The organism is Ferruginibacter sp. (assembly GCF_049840995.1).
Classification (GTDB): domain Bacteria; phylum Bacteroidota; class Bacteroidia; order Chitinophagales; family Chitinophagaceae; genus Ferruginibacter.
In genome coordinates, this window is record NZ_JASGIP010000007.1 from 443,738 (window position 1) to 468,106 (window position 24,369).

Below are 24,369 nucleotides of genomic sequence, written 5' to 3' on the forward strand. Positions count from 1 at the left end.
GCCAGCCGAACCATTACTGCTTATTCTTCCACCGAATGCACCCTATTAACAAGCTTATTTCAGGTGTCTTATTAGGCATCTTTTCTTCAATTACCCTGTACGCACAGCCAACAGCTGTTGCTAATTTTACGATTCCGGATACGGTTTGTATTAATCAGGCTGTTAGTATTACAAACACTTCAACAAACGCATCTTCCTACTTCTGGAATTTTTGTGTTGCGAATATTAATCAATCACCGGTAGGCACCAACCTGGGTAATATTGGCGGTGAACTTTCGCAGCCGGTGTTTATGGACTATGTGCAATACAACAACAATTATTATGGTTTTTCCATTAATCACTGGCCTGGCAAATTGATTCGTCTTGATTTTGGAAATAGCTTGCTCAACACGCCTACTGCAATTGATATGGGTAATTTTGGCGGAATTATTCCATCTGGATTTGGTGCCGAAGGAATTCAGATTGTACAAAATGAAGGACGTTGGTATGCAATTATTGTTGGCGGTTATACTCCTTCAGGAAGTACACCACGTATTTTGAATATTGATTTTGGTCCGGATCTGCTGAATCTTGCTCCTGTTGCTACTAATTGGGGAAATATCGGCAATATGTTACAGCCACTTGATCTGCATGTTTTCAAGGAAGGTAATGAATGGTATGGATTGACGGTGAATGGAGAGAATAATACAATTACCCGCTTCAGCTTTTCCAGCAGTTTCAATAATCAGCCAACAGCGGTCAATCTGGGAGGCTTTGGCATGCTTGATTACCCGACAGGTATTTATGCAATAAATGACAACGGAAGCTGGTATGTATTTGTGACAAATAATGGAAGCACAAGCCGGTTAGTGCGCTTGAATTTTGGTAACTCTTTATTGAATACACCGACTGCAACAAACCTGGGACCCATTGGTACACAAAATGGTTTACGGGATTTAGTGATCGTAAAGTATTGCGATGAAATTACTGGCTTTGCCGTGAATGCAAGCGCCAATTCTATATTCAGGTTGAATTTTCCAACCATTACAAGTGTGCCGAACGTGTCTAATTTGGGGAACACTGGCAACCTAAATGTGCCACACTCTATTTCACGTTTATTTAGGGTAAATGAAAACCTGTACAGTTTCATTACGAATGTGGGAAATAATACAATTACGCGACTGCAGTTTACAGGCTGCACTAATTCCAACCTTCCCAATTCCACGTTGGCGAATCCAACACCTATTAGATATAATGCACCAGGGGTATATAATATCAATCTTACTATTAATGACGGTTTGCCTACGCAAAGTGCGATTTGTAAACCTGTTGTAGTCATTGATTGCTCATTGAATTCAGATACGATTATTATTAATGATTATACCGAGGTGATTTCGTTTGGAGAATGCAAAAATATTCTGAACGTAGGCGATGCAACTAAGTTTAATGTAGGTGATACAGTGATGTTGATGCAAATGAAAGGTGCAGTAGTGGATAGTTCTAATACCGCTTCGTTTGGCACAGTGACGGATTATAAGAATGCTGGCAACTACGAATACAATTATATAAAAAATAAAACAGGCAATGCGCTTGAATTATTAAACATCGTTAACCGGAAATATGATCTTCCGGATGGAAAAGTGCAATTGATCCGCGTGCCTTACTATCAGAATTATGATGCAACAAAAGTTTTAAGTTGTCTTCCCTGGGATGGTAGTAAAGGTGGAGTGCTTGCGTTCAACGTTGCAAATACCCTTACACTGGGAGAAAATATTGATGTTTCAGGACGTGGATTCAGAGGCGGTATCGATCCATTCTCCAATCCGACTCAGATGAATTGTTATGAAAACAATCTTTTCTATCCGCGTAACCCTGATCTTGCTTCAGGGAAAGGGGAAGGGATTGCAGTACTGTCTGCTGCAAAATCATTCGGAAAAGGAGCGATTGCAAATGGTGGTGGTGGTGGTAACTCCCACAACTCCGGTGGAGGTGGTGGCAGTAATGCAAGTGTGGCTGGTTTTGGCGGATACAATTCTGATCTGTCTCCTTGTAATACAAATGTCCCGTTTGATAACCGTGGAATAGGCGGAAAGGCTTTACCTTATTCGAATGCGTTGAATAAATTGTTTCTTGGCGGTGGCGGTGGTGCTGGCCAAAGTAATAACGTTGAAGGATTTCAGGCAACCGGCGGAAATGGTGGAGGTATGGTTATCATCACTGCGGGATCATTGATAAGTGCTTCTCATTCTATCAACGCGAATGGTGATCATGGTAAGTCCTGTATCGGGTCAGATCAGTTATGCAGTGAAGGTATGGGTGGCGGTGGTGCTGGTGGTAATATCGTTCTTGATATTGTCAACTATGCCGATATGGCTTTCCTTAATGCAAGAGGTGGTGATGGAGCAAATATGGTTGCAGCCAACAATGGAAGAATTGGGCCAGGTGGTGGCGGTACCGGTGGTGTTTTCTGGCTTCGTGACGCAGGAGTTCCTGCAAATGTTACAAGAGATAACATGGGGGGTATAAACGGTATTAATTTCGCATTTAGTAATGATCCCTGGGGAGCAACAAGTGGAAGCAATGGCACAACATTACTCAATCTTAATCTTCCTGTTTCAACTACGTCATTCAAAATAAATATAGATTCTGTCAGAATCCGCAATACAGCTCAAACCTGTACACGATTCAGGTTTGAAGGTTTTGGTTATGTTAATACATTTCCCGTAAGCACATGGGAATGGACATTTGGAGATGGCAATACTTCGAATACGCAGAATCCAACGCATACATACGTAAATGCCGGAAATTATGACGTGAAGCTGATTGTAACCGATGTAAATGGATGTAAAGACAGTTTTACTGTTAGCGTGCAGCCGCAACCACTGGATTTTGATTTTCATTATAAAACAGATGTTTGTGGTCCACTTCACGTTCAGTTCAATGGTATCGGGAACACTACCATTAATCCGTATTGGGATTTTGGAAGTGGTAATGTGGTAACTGGAACGATCGCCCCTACATTTACATTTCCTTCATATGGTAGTTATCCAGTGAAATATGCCGTTGGAAATGGAGCATGTACAGATACCATTACAAAAACGGTTGTGATTGGGATCGAATGGCAGGATTTAATTCTAACGCCGGATACAACTATATGTATCGGGTCAACAAAATTATTACGAACAGTTCCAACATTGAGCTTTTGCTGGTCTCCGACTACATATCTCAATAATCCGACACTTGCAAACCCCACGACTTCTACCCCGGATAATATCACATACTATTTCACGGCAGAAGTAGAAGGAAATAATCTTATTGCCAATGGCAATTTTTCTGCGGGTAATACAGGGTTTACATCCGCATATGTTAACAACACCACCAGCGGTATTGCCGAAGGAACCTATACGGTCAGTGGTAACGTTAAGAGTTGGCACGGCGGATTGTCGGATTGCAAAGGAAGAGGAGGAAGCGGTAATATGATGCTGGTGAATGGGTCTTCAGGTGTTGGTACCAAAATCTGGACACATACAGTCGCTGTACAACCGAATACGCAATACGCATTCTCTACCTGGCTACAGAGTTTGTCGCCCAACAGCCCTGCCCAATTGCAGTTTTCCATCAATGACAACCCGATAGGAACAGACTTCGATGCTTCGGTAACTACCTGTGTATGGGATCAGTTTTATACAACCTGGAATTCCGGAAGCAGCACCAGTGCAACTATTTCTATCATCAATAAAAATACTGCGGCAGGTGGAAATGATTTTGCCCTGGATGATATTTCCTTTGCTCCATTATTGCTGAAATGGGATTCGGTGAGAATTACTGTTGAGCGTCCAATGATAATGGCAAATAACGACACATTGATCTGTGCGGGTCGCCCGGTTCAGTTAAATGCAACAGGCGCTGCTTCCTATGTGTGGATTCCGTCAACATCTATTTCGGCAACTAACACATCAAACCCGGTTGCAAATCCGGTAATGACTACACAGTATATCGTTGAAGGTACAACTGTCAATGGTTGTGTTGCAAAGGACACAGTGAATATCGCCATCTTCGATAAACCGGTTACAACAATTACTCCTGATGCAGAAGTATGTGTGAACACGCAGGTACAGCTTGAAGTAACGGGTGGCGTGAGCTATCAGTGGAATCCGAACTCAACATTGAGCCAGACGAATATTGCAGATCCCATAGCAACACCCAATCAGGATACACGCTATTATGTTACTATAACGGATGCGAATACCTGCGAGCACCTTGATTCAGTAATGATCCGTTTGCGCCCTGTAGCGCAATTTGCTGTAAATGGGAATAATCGCATGTGTACGGGTGATTCTGTACGACTACTTGCTTCCGGTGGTACAACCTATTTGTGGCAACCTGCTACTGGTTTAAATGATCCGGGCATTGCGGATCCCTGGGCTGCGCCAGGTGGCAATACGATTTATTCTGTTACTATATCCGAGTCTGTTTGCAATACGTCGACTACACTCACTACTGCCGTTGATGTATTAGTATCCCCAGTTGTAACCGCCAACAGGTCAAATGACCTGGATTGCAGTAATGACCGGAGCCAGTTGAGTGCGAGTGGCGCGGTCCGGTATGAATGGTCACCAGCAATTGCGTTAAATGATGCAAATGTCCGGAACCCTGTTGCTACACCAAATGCCACTACCTCCTATGCCGTGAAAGGTTATGATGATAGCGGTTGTGCCGGATACGACACTGTCATTGTAAAAGTGGACAATATCAACAAAGGCGGATACCTTATGCCAAATGCGTTCTCGCCAAATAATGATGGGTTGAATGATTGTTACGGAATCCGCTACTGGGGTGTTCTTGAAAAAGTGGAGTTCAGTATTTTTAACCGGTGGGGGGAGCGTGTCTTTTTACGAAAGATCCACGAGCCTGTTGGGATGGAAAATTCCATGGAAAACTGCAGGATGCGGGAGTTTTTGTCTACATGATCAAAGCTTCCTCTATGTGCGAATCTGAAGTTTTCAGAAAAGGGACATTTGTATTGGTGAGATAGTGGATAGTCAGTTACCCTAAATTCTTACATTTGCGGATGAAAAAAGCCTTAATTACAGGCATAACCGGCCAGGACGGTGCTTACCTGGCTGAACTACTCCTACGCAAAGGTTACGAAGTTCATGGTATCAAACGCAGGACGTCGTTGATCAACACCCAACGCGTTGATCATTTATACCAGGACCCACATGAGAAGAATCTCAAAATGATCCTTCATTACGGGGATCTGACCGACTCCACCAACATTATCCGCATTATTCAGCAGGTTCAGCCAGATGAGATATATAATCTCGGCGCAATGAGTCATGTACATGTGAGTTTTGAAGAGCCAGAATATGTGGCCAATACTGACGGAACCGGAACTTTGCGTATTCTCGAAGCTGTACGAATTCTTGGATTGGAGAAAAAGACGAGAATATACCAGGCGTCCACTTCTGAATTATATGGTAAAGTGCAGGCGGTACCTCAAAATGAAACTACTCCTTTCTACCCACGTTCACCTTACGGAGTTGCAAAATTGTATGCTTATTGGATCACCGTGAACTACCGCGAAGCATATGGAATGTATGCGTGCAACGGTATTCTGTTCAATCATGAAAGTCCTTTAAGAGGTGAGACATTTGTAAGCAGAAAGATTACCCGTGCAGTTGCAGAAATTGTACTGGGATTAAAAAATAAATTATGGTTGGGTAACCTTCATGCCCAACGCGATTGGGGCCATGCAAAAGATTATGTGGAAGCTATGTGGCTTATGCTCCAGCAGGATAAACCGGAAGATTATGTTATCGCAACTGGCATAACCACAACAGTACGGGAATTTGCAAGACTTGCTTTTGCACATGCCGGGGTGAGTATAGAATTTCAGGGTGAAGGTGTGAATGAGAGAGGCGTGGTAACAAATGTATCGCTTCCCGAAATCCATTTACGAAAGGGGGATGTAGTAATTGAAGTTGATGAGCGTTATTTCCGGCCTACCGAAGTAGACATTCTCAAAGGTGATGCAACAAAAGCTAATGTTCAACTCGGTTGGACTCCCAAATACAAGCTGCATGATCTCATTAAAGAGATGGTAGAATCAGATATTGAGCATTTCCGCAAAGATGTTGTGTTAAAAGCATCAGGCTTTCGCACGATCAGACAATTTGAATAATGGAAAAGACAGCGAAAATTTATGTGGCAGGCCATCGGGGAATGGTGGGGTCAGCTATATGCAGAAAACTACAGCAGCAAGGATTTACAAATATCCTTACACGTACTTCTGATGCACTCGATCTGCGAAACCAGCAGGGAGTCAATGATTTTTTTGCAGCTGAAAGACCAGATTATGTTTTCCTGGCTGCGGCCAAAGTGGGTGGAATTCTTGCTAACAATACCTACCGCGCAGAATTCCTGTATGACAACCTGATGATCGAAGCAAATATTATTCATGCTGCATGGAAAGTGGGAGTGAAAAAATTGTTGTTCCTCGGAAGTTCCTGTATTTATCCCAAAATGGCAGATCAGCCATTGAAAGAAGAATATTTACTGACTGGCTTATTGGAGCCGACGAATGAGCCATATGCCATTGCAAAAATTGCAGGGATTAAATTATGTGAAGCATATCGCGATCAGTATGGTTGTAATTTTATTGCAGCAATGCCTACGAATCTCTATGGGCAGGGAGATAATTATCACTTGCAAAACTCTCATGTAATTCCTGCAATGATCAGGAAGTTTCATGACGCAAAAGTTGCAAACAGTCCATTCGTGGAAATCTGGGGAACGGGCACGCCATTGCGCGAGTTTATGTATGTCGACGATCTGGCAGATGCATGCTATTTCCTGATACAGCATTACAATGGAAAAATGTTTATGAATGTCGGTACAGGCGAAGAAGTGACTATTGCAAATCTTGCCAGGACAGTGCAATCAGTGGTTGGTTATACCGGGCAAATAAAGTTTGATACTTCAAAACCTGATGGAACTCCGCGAAAATTAATGGATAATTCAAAGTTGGCAGGAATGGGTTGGAAATATACAACGTCCCTGACGCAAGGTCTTGAAAAGGCCTATCGTTTTTTCAAATCGGAAATGAAAGAGCGTTAAGGCGCCTTTTCTTTAATTTTTACGAAAGCAGAAAATATTCAGCTGAACATCATAGTCAAAACCCACCCGGTCATTTCGTTGAAATGGTGTCGGATAAATGGGTGCAGCTTCTTTGATGTAATAGGAAAATCCCTGTTGCTGGATCCAATTGAAGATAGATGTCAGTTCATTGTTTTGAGCGAAGCTGCCATGGTACTCAATAAACAGGTTCTTCACATTGTGTAAGTTTTCACGGATATCTTCCAGCACGGCATATTCTGCACCTTCAATATCAATTTTCAGAAAATCGACTGGTTCGGTTAAGAGGTTTTTCAGGCGGGTTGCTTTGACAATTGTTGTGCTGCTTGTAGCTTCCTGTTCAATCTTACTGGACATGGATCCAGCAGTGGCAAAATAAAGTTCTGTATCGGCGATCCATACCGCTTCTTTACGGAGAGAAACATTTTTGCACTGAAAAGAAGAAACATTTTTCTCCAGCAGTGCAAAATTTTTTGCGTCTGGCTCAAATGCTATGATCTTGGCATCGGGGTAAAGTTGTTTCATATAAATAACGCTTAACCCGATATTGGCACCACAATCAATAATATAAGCCGTAGGAGGTAATGTCTGTTTGTATATTTCTTCAACAAAAATCTCTTTAATACCATGCAATAGTTCAGGTGGGTCGATAAAATGCAGGATTTTACCAAAAAAATCTTGTTGCCTGGGTTGTCCGGAAGGAAGATGTTTGAGTTGTTTGATCTTCATCCAGGAAAGACCGGTTTTAGCATACGGATTATGAAAAAGCCCACGGATTCGCTTGCTTATTCCTTTTTTTAAATTGCCTATGAATGATCTATTTTGCATGGGTTTTATTTTGCCGAAGAAATACCTTTGGCGACTTACCGCGGAAGATAATATTATTTAGATGGTTTCGGTAATTATATGTTCAGTTAGAAAGGACCTGGCCACGCAAATTAAGGCAAATATTGAGAACTCCATTGGTGTGCCGTGGCAGGATATTATTATCGATAATACTAATCCGGGGCGTGGCATTAATGCAGTGTATAATGAAGGTGTTCGCAAAGCGAAATTTGAAATAATTTGCTTTGTACATGAAGATGTAGCATTCAAAACGGATAACTGGGGGAAATTGCTGGTATCGTATTTTGAATCAGACCCAAAACTTGGGATGTTAGGCGTAGCGGGTGCGGGCTATAAGAGTCAGACACCATCCGGGTGGATGACAGGGATTGAGGAGTTTGACCGGTATTCCATTTTGCATACATCTCCTTCAGGCAATGATATCAGGATGCATTTTGATCAGTTGCCGGCAGCTCCATTGAAAAAAGTAGCTGTTTTGGATGGTGTATTACTTTGCTCCCGGAAATCGATTCTTGAACAAATCCCGTTTGATGAACAGCGACTACCTGGTTTTCATTTATATGATATCGATATTTCATTTCGGATTGCAGAAAAATATGAGGTGGCGGTAAGCTTCGAGATTGACCTGGTACATTTCACTGAGGGTGGTAATTTTGGAGATAGCTGGTTGGAGAACACATTAAACTGGCATCAGTTCATGCGATCGAGACTGCCGTTTAAAAAAGGAGAAAAAACTGTTGTTGATAAAGGAATAGAAAATAGAATAGCCAAGTTTTGGTTGAATCGACTTCGTATCGAAAAGATTTCATTAGCGAATAAGTGGAGATGGATAAAAATGTCAGGAGCAGTGGGTAATCCGGCAAGATGGATCAATATGGGTATTTTTCTTTTTTATCGTCCATTGTATGGAAAATGGAAAAAGAAGTAGGGAGGTAACACAAAAAAAAGTGAATGGATCAACCGTTTATTTCAATCTGCATTCCAGCCTATAAAAGGATCGACTTCCTGGAAAGACTCTTCCAATCAATCATAGGCCAGTCTTTCCGTGATTATGAAGTTGTTGTTACAGATGATAGCCCGGGTACTGAAGTGGAAGAGTTATCTATGAAATACAAAGATCGGTTTCCTGCGTTAACTTATAAGCGAAATGGAAATGCCCTAGGTACCCCATCTAACTGGAATGAGGCAGTACTGCACGCGAAAGGAAAGTGGATCAAAATAATGCATGATGACGACTGGTTTGAAGGGGTAGATGCGTTGGGGGTATTTGCAAAGGCAACAACAGTTTCGAATGCAGATTTATTTTTTAGCGCGTATTATGATGTTTTTTTAAAAGATGGCACTCGCAAACTGATAACACCTACGCCAATGCGTTACAGGCAATTGAGAAAAGAACCTGTAACGTTGTTATCTAGAAATATTATTGGTCCACCCAGTGTGTTGCTATATCGTAATGATGGAAAACATCCATACGATCCTGCATTAAAATGGCTGGTGGATATCGATATGTACGTTCGTAGGCTGAGAGATGATAAAATTCATCACCTGCCGGATGCGATTATTAATGTAGGGGTTGGCCAGTACCAGGTGACGGCATCTGTGCATGGCAATCCTTCAGTAGAAATACCCGAACATTTTTATTTCCTTGGTAAAACGGGAATGAAACCTGTCCGTAATATACTTGTGTATGATTACTGGTGGCGATTTTTTCGCAATTTCAATCTGAAAAATAAAGAAGCTATCCGAAAATATGGTCAGCAAATTGAGGTACATGACGTCTTTTTTTCCATGATGAACTGGCAAAAAATGATACCGCGTTTTTTGTTGAAATTCGGACCATTTTCCAAAGCTGTAATGTGGATTCACTTTATATCTAACCGTCATCGTATTAAATGACCGGACTATCCATCATACTCGTCAACTACAAAGTGCCACTTGTGGCGCTTGATTGCCTGCGGACTTTGTTTCCCTTACCACCAGAAATGGAGGTAATCGTCGTGGATAATCATTCCGGCGACGACAGCCGTGATTTGATATTATCTCGATTTCCGCAGGTGCAATGGGTCCAGATGGATTACAACAGTGGATTTGCAAGAGGTAATAATGCAGGCATTCATGCTGCAAAGGGTAATGTAGTGCTGTTATTGAATTCGGACACGCTTAACCAGGACAATGCGATTGTTCGTTGCTACCAGCAATTCAAAGATTCAGCCTATGTTGCATGTGGTGTGCAGTTGCTGAATGCAGATGGTTCGCCACAGATATCGGGTAACTTTTTTATGAAAGGAGGATTGAACCACCTGATGAGCTTGCCATATACAGGACGTTTGATACGTGCTGTCGGACTATTGTTGAAAGTAAAAAAACAAATGTAGCGGAAGCAACAGGGATTGTGGAGGTTGACTGGGTCAATGGTGCATTCCTGATGGTGAAGAAAAGCGCGATAGAGAAGGCGGGATTACTGGATGAAGATTTTTTCCTGTATGCAGAAGAGATCGAATGGTGCAGCCGCCTTCGGAAAACCGGGAAGATGTGTATCTATGGGGATTTGCATGTGATACACATGATGGGTGTGACGGCTAACCAGGTCTTTAAATCTGCCAGTGCGGGTTATAAGGAATTAGGGGATAAGAAAGGATACCAATTGATATTATCGGGACTGGTGCGGGTGCGGAAACAGTTTGGTGCCGGTTGGTTCTTATTTCATTTCGCTGCGTATTTGTTTACAATACCGTTTTATTTGATCGTGGTTCTGTTTAGAAATATTTTCTTTTTGCCGCATGCTAATTTTCAATGGAAGGAGTGGTGGGGATTTACAAAGAATGTCGTTGGCATATTCCCATTCTTATCCAGGATTCTCGGCAACAAGCCCACATTTTACAAAGTCCTATAGTCTTGAACTTTCACTTAAACAGCTACATTATTTACCACATAGGGTCATAGTATATATAGATTCACATAGGGACTCTATGTGAGACTATGACCCTATGATCCTATGTGGTAAAAATTGAAATCTAGTACCAAAGCCGCGCGTTGACTTTTTGCAGATACGTCCTGACTCTACCCACGTGTGTACGACGCTTTTCTCTAAAAGGGATTTGAAATACTTTACCCCAGGATGTAAACCATGTCAACGGATGCCCGAATGCCTTCTTTAAATATTCGAAGCTCCACGCGAATGCCGTGCTGAAGAAATAGATACGCGGTAAGTATCTCCATGCCACTTTACTTTTATTGACCCATTGCGACGCGAGTTTTTTATGATTTGGCTGACGACCTAGTGGCGATTCCTTATGTTCAACAGTTACACTATTGTCATAGCCTAGTGAATATCCTGCAGCAATGATGCGATAGGACAGATCATATTCTTCCATGCCATAAAAGAAATCCTCCGGGTAGTAACCGGTTTTGTCAAGAACGCTTCGCAGCAGCATATGTGTGCAGCCTGTGAAATATGAAGTGAGAAAAACGAGTTCGTTAATGTACCGGTCATATTGTTTATGCGGGAATGCAGTTCGCTGTTGTTCTTTGGTGGAATGATAAATTACGCGATAGGTCAATGCAGCGGTGTTGGCTTCGCGGAAGAAGGGCTTGTCCCATGCCATGCGCATATTCTTCAGGTCCTGTTTCTCCCGGAATAGGATATCATCGTCCAGCACCAGTAAAAGCTCGCCCGATGCGAGTTGCATGAGCCTGTTGCGGCCACGGGACACGCCTACGTTCTCTTCCGATAAAATATACTGGAACGGGATATCGCTGTTTTGCCGAATGAAATTTGTCACCGCATCATATGAAACAGTAGATGCATTATTTAATATCAATACTTCTTTCAGCAGGCTGATATCTTCCTGTACCCGGAGGCTCTGCAATAGTTCGAGCAGGTCGCCGGGACGGTTATACGTGATGATGATGAGTGATATCGAACCTGTCAAGCTGTTTGTTTCTTTTGATTGGTTGAACGCCAATGCATAAACAATCCACCCAGTACAAAGATGGCAACGAGGAATGAACCGATAAAGGAAAGCGTTCTACCTTTGCTAACTGCAGTCGGTTCAAACACGAAGCGGATGGTATGTTTGCCAGCTGGCACCTGCATGCCACGTAATGCGTAATCGGTTTTTACGTAATCTACTTTTTTACCATCGAGGTATGCATTCCATCCGAATGGATAATAGATCTCGCTGAATACGGCAAACTGCGGTGTGGCTGCATTGCTACTGTACTCGATGGCGTCGTTATCGTATTTCGTTAATGTAAGCGTTGCTGCAGAATCGTATTGCGGAGGTGTAATCCCTTTGGTCATCGCCTGTTGCAATATAGCAGTATCCCTGAGATTGGTGATGCCAATAGTTTGAATTTCTTCGGCGGCGTCTTTTACAACTTTCAATGTTTTAACAAACCAGGCTGGTCCATATGCCTGGCTATTGGGCACTAAGGTCGGCGGTGCATTTTGTTGCTGCCCGGGAATAATTACATACTTCACGTTCAGCATGTTCAAAACCTGGCTGGGATCACCACCGGAAAGATAACGCTCGATGATATCCTGGTAGATACGCAATTTAGCAGGGTGATAGCCGCCGATAGAACGATGGAACGTAGACGCATGATAATCTTCAGCGCTGAAACGCACATTGGATGCATCATACACACGGAAATGAGGGTCCTTGTCTGCCAGTATCTGATCATCGATGGCATTTTTTGTAGAGATTTCAGCAGCCATCTCATCTTTTGGACGATAGTTTTCTTCACTAAGGAAAGCTTTATCTACAATGACCTGGTCAATCAAAGTAACTGCGGCAAGAATACCCACAGCAATTACAGGTGACAGAATATTCTTCATGTATGCCCAGATGGCTGCGAGTACAAGCGCCATGAACCCAAGTGTACGGAGCAATTGTCCGCCAAACATGGATTTACGTTCTTCTTTCAATGCAGAAATGATGATGCGGATGATTTCATTATCGGCGCCCATTTGCTGCAGGTTCGCAGACAGTCCGGCATCGATGGGTGAACCGTAATTGATCATCATGTACAGTAATGAAAGGAATACAAACAGTCCCCCGAAAGCGTATAATATTTTCCTGAAATCAGTTTTGAGTAATTCACGTGCATTATCGCGAAAAAATAATGTATGCAGGCCCAATACTGCGAGCACGGGAATCGTGAGTTGCAGGATGACCATCGTGATGGATGGTGCCCGGAATTTATTATAGAGTGGCAGGTTTTCGAAGAGGAACAAATTGAAGCCAACCAGGTTCGACCCCAATGCCATCATGACGCCGATGATGGAAACAGCAAGCAATGCCCAGCGTAATGGATGTTTGTATAAAACAAGGCCAAGCAGTGCAAAGAGACAAACAACAACACCGGCATATAAAGGTCCGCCGGCAGTGGAACGTGGATGTCCCCAGAACTTCGTGATGCTGGAAGAAATTTGTGCAGCCGTATTTTCAGGAACACCCTTGTCAACCAGTTTACTTACGACTTTGGAGTTTTCATCATAGAAATTACGGGCGCTTCCGCCAAATGAATTGGGCATAATGACGGTGAGAGCTTCACCTTTTCCCAGACTGTAATCAAATGCATAGGCGGTGTCAAGTCCTTTTGTTTCTACCTGTTTTACTTCCGTACCATTGATCTCGACATTTTTACCACCGCGCATCGTGGCTTTGGTGTATTCAGATGTGGTTAATACAGAAAGCGCAGTGGTGAGTAATCCTGCTAACACTGCAATAACGGTGATGCCTGCAGCCATCCCGATATGTTTCCATTCTTTGCCTTTTATCCAAACGAAAAGATAAGCGAGCGTCACAAAGCCGGCGATGATAAAGAAGTAATAAGTTATTTGCGGATGATTGGCAATGAGCAACAGGTATGCTCCCAATGTTGTAACGGCAAGTCCGAGCCAGTAACGTTTGGTGTATGTCAGTATCAATCCGGCAAAGAGCATGGGCATGTATGCAATGGCAAACATTTTCGTAACGTGACCAGCTGCGATGATGATCGGGTTGTATGTTGCAAATGCATAAGCGAGGGCGCCGAAGATGCCAACGACTGGACGCAAGCGAAGTGATAAGCAAAGAATGTAAAAGCAAATGCAGGACAGGAAAAAGAAATTGACCGGTTGAGGAAGACCCAGGCCCAGCACTTTATTGAGATCAGGCAAAATGGATCTGCCTTCCATTGCGATCAGGTAATTGGGCATACCGCTGAAAACATGCGTGTTCCAGAGTGGGAAATGACCGTGTTGTGCTTTATAATCAAATGCACTTTGGGCCATGCCTTTCCAACCGACGATATCATGCTGATTGAGTTCATTTCCTTCGAGTGCAGGTTTGCAAAAAATGAGAGAAATGATCAGGAAAATGACGATAGCTATGATATGTGGAACGGCTTTTTTCAGTAATTCGTTTTTCATCCGTAATGATTTAGTAAATAGCGGTGTAGGCCGCTTTCCGATTTGATTTTCAGGCTGCCAAAATAATGCTATTTTACACGAAAATCCCGGATGCGCTGGCTATTATTTTTGTCAAGATTGGGCTTTATTTGCGGTCTTTTGTTGCTGGTTTCCATCACTTTCCTCATTCGTGAGTGGAGTGGGGACCAGGCGGTGGTGTCAACAGTTGTGATTATTGGGCAGGTAATTGGGGTAGTAGTGCTGCCGGTTGTCAACCTGGGATACCTGTTTATGTTGTTTGCCCGCCGGAAAATCACCTCCATCATACCTGCATGGCTGGTTGTTGCCAATGTTTTATTTCTCGTCATTTTAGTACTTTATTTCCTGTATCAGAATGGTCAGCACAATTATCAAGCATAAACCGACGCGTCTTTTCCTGATATTAGGCGGATTCCTGATCGCCAATGCACTGATTGCTGAAATCATTGGCGTAAAAATTTTTTCGCTGGAGAAAACGTTGGGATTTGATCCATTGCACATCCGGCTTTTGGGAAATGATCTGTCGATCAACCTCACAGCGGGCGTTTTGCTTTGGCCCGTAGTGTTTATCATGACGGATATAATCAATGAATATTATGGGATGAAAGGTGTGCGGTTCCTGTCATGGTTAACTGCAATTTTGATTGCATTTGCGTTTGTGATCTTTTACGGTGCGATGCAGTTAACACCTGCAATTTTTTCATTACAAGTAAACAAGGCAGCGGTGTGCCGGATATGGAAAAGGCGTATAATAGTGTGTTGGGACAGGGTGGGTTCATTATTATTGCATCACTGACAGCGTTCATACTGGGGCAGTTGATTGATGTGTTTGTATTTCACAAGATCAAGAAGGCAACGGGTGAGAAGCAGATATGGTTGCGTGCAACGGGATCGACATTGATATCGCAGTTCATTGACAGTTTCGTGGTATTGTTCATTGCGTTTTATATAGGTACACGTGTGAACTCTTCCGGGAATGATTTTGTATGGCCTTTTAATTTGTTCATTGCGGTAGGTATCGTGAATTACATTTATAAGTTCATTGTGGCGATTTTACTGACCCCGGTGATTTACCTGGTGCATGGGTGGATTGAGAGGTATTTGGGCCATGAACAAGCGGCGGAAATGAAAAAAGCAGCAATGGAAAATTGATGCGCGATTGGTAGATTCTTAACGGACTATTTGAACCACATAGAGTCATAGTTAAGATAGGTTCACATAGGCATTCTATGTGAACCTATGGTCCTATGACTCTATGTGGTTCAAAAAACTACTGTAAAGGCTGTAACTTAGATCCATGATTCAGTATTTCAAAAATGTCAACCACCGAACTGTCGAAATCGACAAACCTGAAGAAGGGGCGTGGGTCAATGTATTGCCACCATTGAAGCAGGAGGAGTTTACAGAGCTGTCGGAATCCCTGGAGATCCCCATCGACTTCCTCACCGACTCACTGGATATCGACGAACGTAGCCGGTTTGAAAAGGAAGATAATGTGAAGCTGATTGTGATCAAGACTCCCACGGAAAACAATTCGTTCAATGAAAGTGATGCATATTATATCACCATCCCGATCTGTATCATTCTTACACACAACCAGATACTGACGGTAAATTCTTTTGAGAATACAGCCATCAAGAAATTCCTGAATACTTTCCAGAACCGTAATGCAGACAAACGTATTATGATGGTGTTGAAGGTATTTGAGAAAGTGGTGCAGAATTTCATGGATCACCTGAAGGAGATCAACCAGCGGAGAAATGTGTTTGAACAGAAACTGTATGATTCCAGCAAGAATGAGCATTTGCTGGAACTGATGCGGATACAAAAAAGCCTCGTATATTTTGTGACGGCATTGCGATCCAATGAATTGTTGTTTATCAAACTCGAGCGATCGAATTTTCTGGGGATGAATGAGGAGGAAAAGGAATTCCTGAACGACCTGATCGTTGATAATTCACAGGCATTGGAGATGGCGAATATTTATACCAATATCCTGAGTAGTACACTGGATGCGTTTGCAAGCATTATTGCGAATAACCAGAACCAGGTATTGAAACGTTTGTCTGTGATAACGATCGTACTGACATTCCCTGTATTGATTGCGAGTATATTCGGGATGAATGTGAAGAGTGGGTTTGAGGATTCCAAGTATGCCTTTCCCATTGTTGTATTTCTTTCACTCGTGATAGCCCTTACAGTGGGCTGGCTGTTCCTTCGTAAAAAAATAATCTGAGTCCTGCTATGGAAATTCTCACGGTACGTGTTTATGGCTTACTTGTCAATGAGAGCAATGAAGTATTGGTCAGTGATGAGTATATCAGGGGAAGCTATTTTACAAAGTTTCCCGGAGGAGGATTGGAAATTGGAGAAGGAACGAGGGATTGTTTGAAACGTGAGTTCAAAGAGGAGATGGATCTGAATGTGGCGATCGGGGATCATTTGTATACAACAGATTTTTACCAGCCTTCGGCATTTCGCCCGAATCAGCAGATATTGTCGATTTATTATTTCGCGCGGGCATTGGAACCGATTAAAGCTCCAATACGGAAAAAAGCGTTTGCCTTTGATGCACAGCAGTTGGCTGCTTATGCAGAGAAAGGTGAAACGGAAACGTTCCGGTTTATTAAATGGGAAGAGTTTTCGGGAGAGACAGTAACGTTACCAATCGATAAGATTGTGGCAAATATGGTAAGACGAATGGATAAACAGGATATCCGGCGTCGCACACAACTTAATTTTTGAAAAGGCTTTTTCTGAACATTTTATTTTTACCACATAGGTTCATAGGGTCATAGTCTCACATAGAGTCCCTATGTGAATCTATATGTACTATGATCCTATGTGGTAAAAAATCATATCAGCTTTCTTTTACTTCGACATTGCCCTCAAAAACTTTCTCCGCAGGCCCACAAAGCCAGATATTGTTATAACGTTCGTCATCCAGTCTGTCAAACTCAACTGTCAGGCTACCACCGAGTGTTTTCACCTGCACATCATTGTACCCGTTTTCATTGTGATAGCAAACCAGTGCAGCAGCGGTTACGCCTGTACCACAGGAATAGGTTTCATCTTCTACTCCCCGTTCATAGGTGCGAACGATGATTTCATGATCACCGGCCTGTTCGACGAAGTTGACATTGATCCCATTCTCTTCGTAATCTTTACTGTAACGGATATCACGTCCTTTTTTGTAAACGTCAGCATTCATCACATCGGTGACGAGTTTGATATAGTGAGGGGATCCTGTATCGAGCACAAAATCACCATGGATCTTGCGGACCTTGTCGACATCTTTCATTTTTAACGATACTGTTCCGTCCGTATCGATCTCTGCTTCATGTTCGCCATCAACTGCCATGAATTTATATTCATTGCGGTGAATGCCGAGATGATAGGCAAACTTGACGATACAGCGTCCGCCATTGCCGCACATGCTTCCTTCGCGGCCATCGGAGTTGTAGTATTTCATTTCGAAATCGTAACCGGCTTTTTCATTCAATAACATGAATCCGTCGGCACCAATGCCAAAGCGGCGGTCGCAGAGACGGCGTATCTGGTCGGTATTGAGGGAGTATTCATTTTTCCGGTTGTCGGCGATGATGAAGTCGTTGCCGGTGCCCTGGTACTTATAGAATCGGAGGTTCATAGGTATGGGTAAGTGCGAGTGTTGCGTGATTATTTGAAACATGTCTTGTGTGCCATATCAGATCGAGTCTGCAAAAATCGTAATAAATTTTTTGATCAGGTTTTCGACAGCCGCTTTTCCGTCTTTGGAAAATTCTTTCCGGACACGGTTGGCAACGATCGCATTTATGGCAAGACAGTGGTGACCCAGCAATTTACCCAGGCCATAGATGGCTGAGGTTTCCATCTCAAAATTAGTGATTCGGTGCTGACCGAAGCGAAAATCTGTTAAGCGGTTGATGAGGTTAGGGTTTTGGATGCCGAGACGCAGGATTCTTCCCTGTGGTCCATAAAAACCGGGACAGGTAACGGTGATTCCCTGGTGGAAACCGCTGACGAAATTTTTCAATAAAGAAGCGGCGGCACCGCTGATGTAGGGATGCCCGACCTGGCCGTGTAACTGTGTATGTGTAACAAAAGACTGCAACAATAGTTTCTCTTCTTCATTTTGCTCGTGGCGGTAGAAATTGAGAAGGTTGTCGATACCGAGCCCGTGCGTAGACGCCACGAAATTATCAACCGGAATATCTTCCTGCAACGAACCTGAAGTACCAATACGAATAATATTGAGCGGCTTTAATTGTGGTTTGATGGTGCGTGTTTCGAAGTCGATGTTAGCGAGTGCGTCGAGCTCGTTGATGACGATATCGATATTATCGGGGCCGATGCCGGATGATAATACAGTGAGTCTTTTTTTACCGACGTACCCGGTATGGGTGATGAATTCGCGGTGTTGGGAACGGACTTCGATGGAGTCGAAATGTTTGCTGACTTCTTTGACGCGGTCGGGATCACCGACGGTGATGACTGTGTTGGCGATTTCATCGGGTCGGAGGTCGAGATGGTAGACGGCACCGCGGGCGTTGATGATCAGTTCGGATTCGGCTATTTTGCTCATATGGATGAAATTTAGTGGGTAGGAATTCGTTAGACCAGGTACAAGTTAAGGAGTACAGTTGAATCGTGTAACGGATGTAAAACCTTAATGATGAAAGGGTAAGCAATTGGCAAAAATATCCTATTTTTGCGCCTGTCCAAAAATTTGGACGTAGGGTCCTTTGGCCGAGTGGCTAGGCAGAGCTCTGCAAAAGCTCGTACAGCGGTTCGAATCCGCTAGGGACCTCAATGAATGCAAAGGACTCGCCGAAGGCGGGTCTTTTTATTTTTCGGCCGGAAGCGGAAGACAAGCTTTGCCTGTCTGATCGCGGACGAACGGAAAATAAAACAGCGACGATAGTCGCTGACTTTGCATTTTGACTTTAGGCCATCCAATGCGGATATTCAATCCGCCAGGGACCTCAATGAATAGCAAAAGCCCCGCACCTGCGAGGTTATTTTTGGGAAAGTACGGCAAGTTTACCTACCTGACTGCAGGCTGATTTTTCGGTTCAACCCTTATAATACCAGTTAGCCGGAAGCTGGTCCAGTTTCTTGTTTTTATTTTTCACTTCCTGGTAACGCTCCAATCCCCTTTTGATCACTTCTCCGAGATCTTCAGTTTCTGATGCCTGATCTTCTTCGGAACTGCTTTTGTCTTTTTTCTTCCGAATCACTTTAAGTATCCGTTTCATGGCCTTCGCATCTGCGTCGGGGTTAATGGCTTTCAGGTTGAGAGATGCTTTCAGCGCGCCCATCTGTGGAACTGCCTCGATGAAATAGATCTTTCCAGCTTCGAGATCAGCTTCGATAAAATCCCTGTTCTCGGACCTGCCCCAGAAAAGATGGCGGCCCGGGGTGCACTCATATCGCATGAAGTTGGTACCACTTGCGCGACCTACTACAGTCGCGCTGTCGAAATAGGTAAAGTTAATGAGTGATCCGACGCCGGACGCTCTTACAAAATAGACGACTGCTTTATCAGCGGGTGCGGCAGGGAGAGGTTGTCATCTGTGCGTGGGTGGTGAGTCCTTTAAAGACGGAAAATAATAGCAGGAAAAGGGTACTGATGCGCCTGGGGGATGTGGAATGCCGGGTTTGCAATGGTTGGCTCATGATGAGTTATTTCAGAAGGAAAAATACGTCTATTCTCTTAGAATTAAGCTGACTTCGGCACCATTCACTATTCCAGAGCCCTGTCAGTGTAGTAAGTTTTCTGAAATCATGCCGATAAAACAGGGTATGCTTTGCAGGATTTTAGAGTAAAAACGATGGAGACATCTGGTTTGGCTCATTAAGCGGTGTGTATCGTTTTGATGGAAAGAGCGTCAAGGATTTTTAAGGACAAATAGTTCGTAAATAAGACGTATCAAGCCGCTCAAACTTGTTCTAGCAGCGCATGTAGGTAGTTAGCAGTATCCTTTAATCCCGCATTTCTCATTTGATCAAGCACCTCAAATTCATCCATCTTAGGGCTTTTCTTATTCAAGACCATCTCTTTGAATGCGGCAATGGATTGCTCCTGATTTAAGTCAATTATATCAGTTAAAAAGTCGTCCTTCCGCACTTTTTGCACTTAAGCCAAAAGATTGAAGGTATTCTTCAGGGAAATCTTTGATATTATTTGTAACAATCAGGTTAGCATTCGTTTTAATTGCAGCAGCCAATACATGACGATCATCCTGATCCTTTAATGTTAACCCGTCTATTAATCCCTTATAATTCTTGACCAGCGCATCTGGAAATGCAGCATTTGCTTTGTTAATCCTCTTATTGGCATCTCCAACAGAGACTCCTTTTGTGACCATCACATCTTTCCATTCATCGAAGATATGCTCGCTCCATTTAGGTGTATACAAATCATAGTGGGCAAACCAAACAGGATATCACGTATGATAATAGGGTAAATGACGTTTGTATCCAGGATAACTGTAAATCGAACACTATGAATCATACAAACCGTTTTCTTCGTCCGAATTCATAATATCGATGATATTTTGTTTCTGTTGAAGCTTTAATTGTTGCTTGTATTTCATAATATCATCAAACTTTATCCTCCGATGCTTTCCTACTTTTGTGAATTCAATTTTTCCTTCTTCCAGCAACTTTACTAAATGAGGCCTTGAACAACCTAAAATTTCTGCGGCAGCCTGTGTAGTTACTTCCGTTGCTACCGGAACTATAGAAATCATATTGCCTTTAGCCATCGCTTTCACGATTTCACCCAAAAGTTGCAAAGCCCCGAGCGGAATTTTAATCTTATCGTTTGTTTCCTCAATTTCAATTTCCGGCTGTTGCGAATCAAGTTGCTCGATTGCTGCAGCCAAAGCACTATAAGACTCGCTGGCAATCCGCTGATCGTCCTTAGACGGCTTTCTTATTTGCTCTAAGCCTTTCATGTTGCGAAGTTTTACAACAAATTTAAACGAAATAAACGAAATAATCAAAATAATCGAAACGTATCTTCACTCCTGGAGAATATTAATTAATTGATCGTCAATAGATAAAACCTCTCGAAGAATAAGAATTGTCCGTAATTTCCTAACAGATTATTGCGACACGCTAAAATAAAAAGCTACGGGTTGCAGCTTTTCAAAACAAGAAAACAAGATATTCCTATCACTTAAACGTCACGATCCTCCACTCACTAATCTGGAACAAATCCGCTCCATTGATCTCATCTACCTGCCAGCGGTAGTAGGAGTAAGGAGTATCATTGTCGAACTCATAGTTGATTGTCTGGTTCCGGCCACTGAATGACTGATCTGTTTTTTCATCTAACAGTGTCCAGTCCGTTCCATTGGTTGATCCGAAGAACTTCCAGTTTTTCGGATCACGCTCCGGGGCATCATTACCCGATGTCAATTTATACTGCTCGATCACCTGTGGTGCACTAAGCTGTAGTTGCATCCAAAGACCGGAAGGGAAATTAAATACCAGGAATTTCGAATTGAGATTGTTGTCGATCAGTTTGGAAGAACCTTCACCTGCATTCGGACCGCCGTCGTTATCTTTCGAAACGGTTAATGTCCCGGTGTCTGTTACATCTGTTTCCTTACGGACTATTTTTACGCGAAACCATGCTGTCGACAAATCAGGGTTGATATTGCCCGATGAAACGCTTTTCAACACGATAGGAAAGAGATATTCGGCATCTTTTTCCAGGTCCTTTGTTTTGATGGAAACAGTCAGCCCTTCCGATGTTGTGCGGCCGGCAGGGATCACTGTAGTGAGCCCGGAGATCGTGTATTTATCAGTTGGCATGATCTGGTAAGAAGTGCCATTTGCCGCATTATAGTCATCTACAAGATCAGTAGCCAGCTCGAAATTCACCGTGATGTCCTGTGAAGGATATTCCAATCCGCCGTAAGAAGCGCCAAAGCTGAAAGTTTGTTCAGCATCTGCAATTACAGCCGTGAGATTGCTTCGCGAATCCTGGGCCTGGGTCATATATATTTTTCCTTCTTCTGACCACTTGATCTCTTTGGTTTTGCCGCACGATAATAAAAGTGGTGACGCGCAAAGCAAAATATATAGACAGTTAAAAACTTGTTTCATGTTCGATGTTTTATTTTAATAAACTAAAACCTGTTTACCATCCGGGGTTTTGCACCAGTTGTGCGTCATTGTTTACGTCTTCTTCAGGAATAGGGAAGAAATAATGTCTTTTGTTGAATACTCTTGTTTCAAAAGCTTTCTTGTTATAAAACCCGGGAAGTGTGGCGTCGATATCGAGGCCCATTGCGGGACCACCATCAGTTTGCTCGGCAATTTTCCAGCGGCGGGTATCAAAATACCGTGTATTCTCGAAGCAAAGCTCCACCTGTCTTTCCTGCCTGATTGCCGTGCGCATGGCAGCTTGGCCGGCCGGTGCAGCTAATTCAGGAGTGCCGTATTGTGGTATGCCTGCACGTTCACGAATCTTGTTAAGATAAAGGAGAATATCGGCATCACCTGGATTGGCTTCATTCAATGCTTCTACATAATCCAGGTAGATATTGGCAAGCCTTACCAGGATCACAACACTGTTCCCCTGGTGCCAGTCTCTTGTCTGCGCACCTTTTCTTACAACATAGCCGGTAGGGCAGTAGTCGTTACTGGTTCCTTTACCGGAATTTGCTTTGAAATAAAGACGTGTAATAGCTTCACCTGAGTTTTTATTCAGGAAGGTCCTGTTATCATACGTGATGTTCACATAGAATCTTGGCTCCCTGTTTACCCATTCATTGAAAACTTCACGTGGACCATTATCATCCGGCGCCTGGAACTGTGAAGTTCCTGATGTTTGGTATCCCGAAGTTGGATCAGTAATTGGTTTACCATTTGCCATAAAGAATGCGTCAACCTGTCTTTGTGTTGCACCTAAACCACCACTACCTCTTACTTCAGAAGCATAACCATTATGGTAAGGAGTGACTTCATAGTTACGTGCATTATCATCATCAGGGCGGCCGAAAATGGTTTCCTTGTTCCAATCCACCAGTATCGCATCGCGGCAGGAAAGATATGCAGCAGTAAAAGGATTAGCGTTTGATACCTTATATAAATCGAAAACATTCGGTACAAACTGATTGATAAATTCCTTGTAAGCTGTCGCAGCTCTTTGCCATTTCGAAGCATCAGGTGTTTGTGGAACCAATTGCTTGCCGTCTTTATTTTTCAGGTTCGCCAGATCCGGATTGCCATTGAAAAGAGGGCTTGCAGCAAACAACAAAGTCTGCGCTTTTATGGCCAGCGCAACAGGTTTTGTGATACGTGCGATGTTCGCATCATTGGAAGAGCTTACAGGCAGATCTGCAGCAGCCTGGTCCAATTGCGTAGTGATAAAGTCAACACACTCATCGACGCTGCTTCTTGGCAACTGGATATCGGACAGCGGTGCGTCAACGGGAATAACCTCATCACCGAGTAACACTACAGGACCATATATGCGCATCAGATAGTAATAATAGATCGCACGTAATGCCCGCGCTTCCGCTTTGTATTGCGTTTTTTGCGCAGCGCTGATATCCACCGTTACATTATCGATATTGGAAATGAAAAATGTAGCGATACGGATTCCTTTGTAGAAATCGCGCCAGAACGCTTTTGTAAATCCACTGCTTACATCCCAGCTACCAATGTTCATTTGATTGGATTCTACAAAGCCCCAGAGGTATTCCGCTTCGTCAGATGCTCCCGTCCACGGGCCTGAATTATAGTTGCCAACAAAACGTTGCGTATGTTCACGCGGAATAAATGCATAGGCGCTTGCCAGGAATTTTTCCGCAGTAGCACGGCTCTTGAACGTTTCCTCCAGTGTTAACCGGTCATCAGGCACCTGGTCAAGATATTTTTACAGCCTGTCGTCAGGAAACCAAGACACAATACCGATAATATTATTTTTGAAAATTTCATGATAGAAGTTG

22 protein-coding genes and 1 tRNA gene are annotated in these 24,369 nt (G+C 43.1%); 13 read left to right on the top strand and 10 right to left on the bottom strand.

Annotation, left to right across the window (positions count from 1 at the left end; genetic code table 11):
• The first annotated feature begins 35 nt into the window (after positions 1 to 35).
• The 3 genes from QM738_RS20440 to fcl all read left to right on the top strand — a co-directional run bounded on the left by QM738_RS20440 (position 36) and on the right by fcl (position 7,098).
• Positions 36 to 4,949 (top strand): PKD domain-containing protein, encoded by a 4,914-nt coding sequence (locus QM738_RS20440; protein ID WP_462278606.1) that lies wholly within the window; start codon positions 36 to 38, stop codon positions 4,947 to 4,949.
• Between the two features lie 101 nt (positions 4,950 to 5,050).
• Positions 5,051 to 6,163 (top strand): GDP-mannose 4,6-dehydratase, encoded by a 1,113-nt coding sequence (gene gmd, locus QM738_RS20445; protein ID WP_462278607.1) that lies wholly within the window; start codon positions 5,051 to 5,053, stop codon positions 6,161 to 6,163.
• Entirely contained in the window at positions 6,163 to 7,098 is a 936-nt protein-coding gene (gene fcl, locus QM738_RS20450) for a GDP-L-fucose synthase (RefSeq protein ID WP_462278608.1), read from the top strand. The genes gmd and fcl overlap by 1 nt, the downstream gene beginning before the upstream one ends.
• A gap of 12 nt (positions 7,099 to 7,110) precedes the next feature.
• On the opposite strand, the gene QM738_RS20455 is transcribed toward fcl, so the two are convergent.
• Complete coding sequence (locus tag QM738_RS20455; protein WP_462278609.1) at positions 7,111 to 7,944, bottom strand: FkbM family methyltransferase; 834 nt, start codon at positions 7,942 to 7,944, stop codon at positions 7,111 to 7,113.
• A gap of 61 nt (positions 7,945 to 8,005) precedes the next feature.
• Between QM738_RS20455 and QM738_RS20460 the strand changes: the two genes are divergently transcribed.
• Genes QM738_RS20460 through QM738_RS20475 form a run of 4 tightly spaced genes read left to right on the top strand, consistent with a single transcriptional unit; the run spans position 8,006 to position 10,855 of the window.
• Positions 8,006 to 8,890: a glycosyltransferase gene (locus QM738_RS20460; RefSeq protein WP_462278610.1), complete on the top strand. Its 885-nt coding sequence runs from the start codon at positions 8,006 to 8,008 to the stop codon at positions 8,888 to 8,890.
• A gap of 23 nt (positions 8,891 to 8,913) precedes the next feature.
• On the top strand, positions 8,914 to 9,858 hold the full coding sequence (locus QM738_RS20465; RefSeq protein WP_462278611.1) for a glycosyltransferase family 2 protein: 945 nt from the start codon (positions 8,914 to 8,916) through the stop codon (positions 9,856 to 9,858).
• The gene (locus tag QM738_RS20470; RefSeq protein WP_462278612.1) at positions 9,855 to 10,337 is read left to right on the top strand and encodes a glycosyltransferase; all 483 of its coding nucleotides are present in this window, start codon (positions 9,855 to 9,857) and stop codon (positions 10,335 to 10,337) included. The genes QM738_RS20465 and QM738_RS20470 overlap by 4 nt, the downstream gene beginning before the upstream one ends.
• Positions 10,338 to 10,354: 17 nt before the next feature.
• Positions 10,355 to 10,855 (top strand): glycosyltransferase family 2 protein, encoded by a 501-nt coding sequence (locus QM738_RS20475; RefSeq protein ID WP_462278613.1) that lies wholly within the window; start codon positions 10,355 to 10,357, stop codon positions 10,853 to 10,855.
• Between the two features lie 121 nt (positions 10,856 to 10,976).
• Here QM738_RS20475 and QM738_RS20480 read toward each other — a convergent pair whose 3' ends face one another.
• Positions 10,977 to 11,894, bottom strand: coding sequence for a glycosyltransferase family 2 protein (locus tag QM738_RS20480; RefSeq protein ID WP_462278614.1), 918 nt, complete (start codon positions 11,892 to 11,894; stop codon positions 10,977 to 10,979).
• Positions 11,891 to 14,380, bottom strand: coding sequence for a YfhO family protein (locus QM738_RS20485; RefSeq protein ID WP_462278615.1), 2,490 nt, complete (start codon positions 14,378 to 14,380; stop codon positions 11,891 to 11,893). The genes QM738_RS20480 and QM738_RS20485 overlap by 4 nt, the downstream gene beginning before the upstream one ends.
• Positions 14,381 to 14,470: 90 nt before the next feature.
• Between QM738_RS20485 and QM738_RS20490 the strand changes: the two genes are divergently transcribed.
• From QM738_RS20490 to QM738_RS20510, 5 genes are all read left to right on the top strand, one after another.
• Entirely contained in the window at positions 14,471 to 14,779 is a 309-nt protein-coding gene (locus QM738_RS20490; RefSeq protein WP_462278616.1) for a hypothetical protein, read from the top strand.
• A 190-nt stretch (positions 14,780 to 14,969) separates the two neighbouring features.
• Positions 14,970 to 15,194 (top strand): VUT family protein, encoded by a 225-nt coding sequence (locus QM738_RS20495; RefSeq protein WP_462278672.1) that lies wholly within the window; start codon positions 14,970 to 14,972, stop codon positions 15,192 to 15,194.
• Positions 15,134 to 15,550: a queuosine precursor transporter gene (locus QM738_RS20500; RefSeq protein ID WP_462278617.1), complete on the top strand. Its 417-nt coding sequence runs from the start codon at positions 15,134 to 15,136 to the stop codon at positions 15,548 to 15,550. The genes QM738_RS20495 and QM738_RS20500 overlap by 61 nt, the downstream gene beginning before the upstream one ends.
• A gap of 145 nt (positions 15,551 to 15,695) precedes the next feature.
• Positions 15,696 to 16,634, top strand: coding sequence for a magnesium transporter CorA family protein (locus QM738_RS20505; protein WP_462278618.1), 939 nt, complete (start codon positions 15,696 to 15,698; stop codon positions 16,632 to 16,634).
• Positions 16,635 to 16,642: 8 nt separating this feature from the next.
• Positions 16,643 to 17,143, top strand: coding sequence for an NUDIX hydrolase (locus QM738_RS20510; protein ID WP_462278619.1), 501 nt, complete (start codon positions 16,643 to 16,645; stop codon positions 17,141 to 17,143).
• Positions 17,144 to 17,258: 115 nt separating this feature from the next.
• On the opposite strand, the gene dapF is transcribed toward QM738_RS20510, so the two are convergent.
• Both dapF and QM738_RS20520 read right to left on the bottom strand, forming a co-directional pair.
• Complete coding sequence (gene dapF, locus QM738_RS20515) at positions 17,259 to 18,047, bottom strand: diaminopimelate epimerase (RefSeq protein WP_462278620.1); 789 nt, start codon at positions 18,045 to 18,047, stop codon at positions 17,259 to 17,261.
• A 57-nt stretch (positions 18,048 to 18,104) separates the two neighbouring features.
• Positions 18,105 to 18,983, bottom strand: coding sequence for a nucleoside phosphorylase (locus tag QM738_RS20520; RefSeq protein ID WP_462278621.1), 879 nt, complete (start codon positions 18,981 to 18,983; stop codon positions 18,105 to 18,107).
• A gap of 154 nt (positions 18,984 to 19,137) precedes the next feature.
• Here QM738_RS20520 and QM738_RS20525 point away from each other — a divergent pair.
• A tRNA-Cys gene (locus QM738_RS20525) sits at positions 19,138 to 19,208 on the top strand.
• A gap of 265 nt (positions 19,209 to 19,473) precedes the next feature.
• On the opposite strand, the gene QM738_RS20530 is transcribed toward QM738_RS20525, so the two are convergent.
• From QM738_RS20530 to QM738_RS20550, 5 genes are all read right to left on the bottom strand, one after another.
• On the bottom strand, positions 19,474 to 19,836 hold the full coding sequence (locus QM738_RS20530; protein ID WP_462278622.1) for a hypothetical protein: 363 nt from the start codon (positions 19,834 to 19,836) through the stop codon (positions 19,474 to 19,476).
• 666 nt (positions 19,837 to 20,502) lie between these two features.
• Entirely contained in the window at positions 20,503 to 20,820 is a 318-nt protein-coding gene (locus tag QM738_RS20535) for a PIN domain-containing protein (protein ID WP_462278623.1), read from the bottom strand.
• An 84-nt stretch (positions 20,821 to 20,904) separates the two neighbouring features.
• Positions 20,905 to 21,360, bottom strand: a complete 456-nt coding sequence (locus QM738_RS20540; RefSeq protein WP_462278624.1) for a helix-turn-helix domain-containing protein — start codon at positions 21,358 to 21,360, stop codon at positions 20,905 to 20,907.
• Positions 21,361 to 21,580: 220 nt separating this feature from the next.
• A complete protein-coding gene (locus QM738_RS20545; RefSeq protein WP_462278625.1) occupies positions 21,581 to 22,519 on the bottom strand; it encodes a BT_3987 domain-containing protein in 939 nt (312 codons plus the stop codon).
• A gap of 34 nt (positions 22,520 to 22,553) precedes the next feature.
• The gene (locus tag QM738_RS20550; protein ID WP_462278626.1) at positions 22,554 to 24,281 is read right to left on the bottom strand and encodes a RagB/SusD family nutrient uptake outer membrane protein; all 1,728 of its coding nucleotides are present in this window, start codon (positions 24,279 to 24,281) and stop codon (positions 22,554 to 22,556) included.
• Between the last annotated feature and the right edge of the window lie 88 nt (positions 24,282 to 24,369).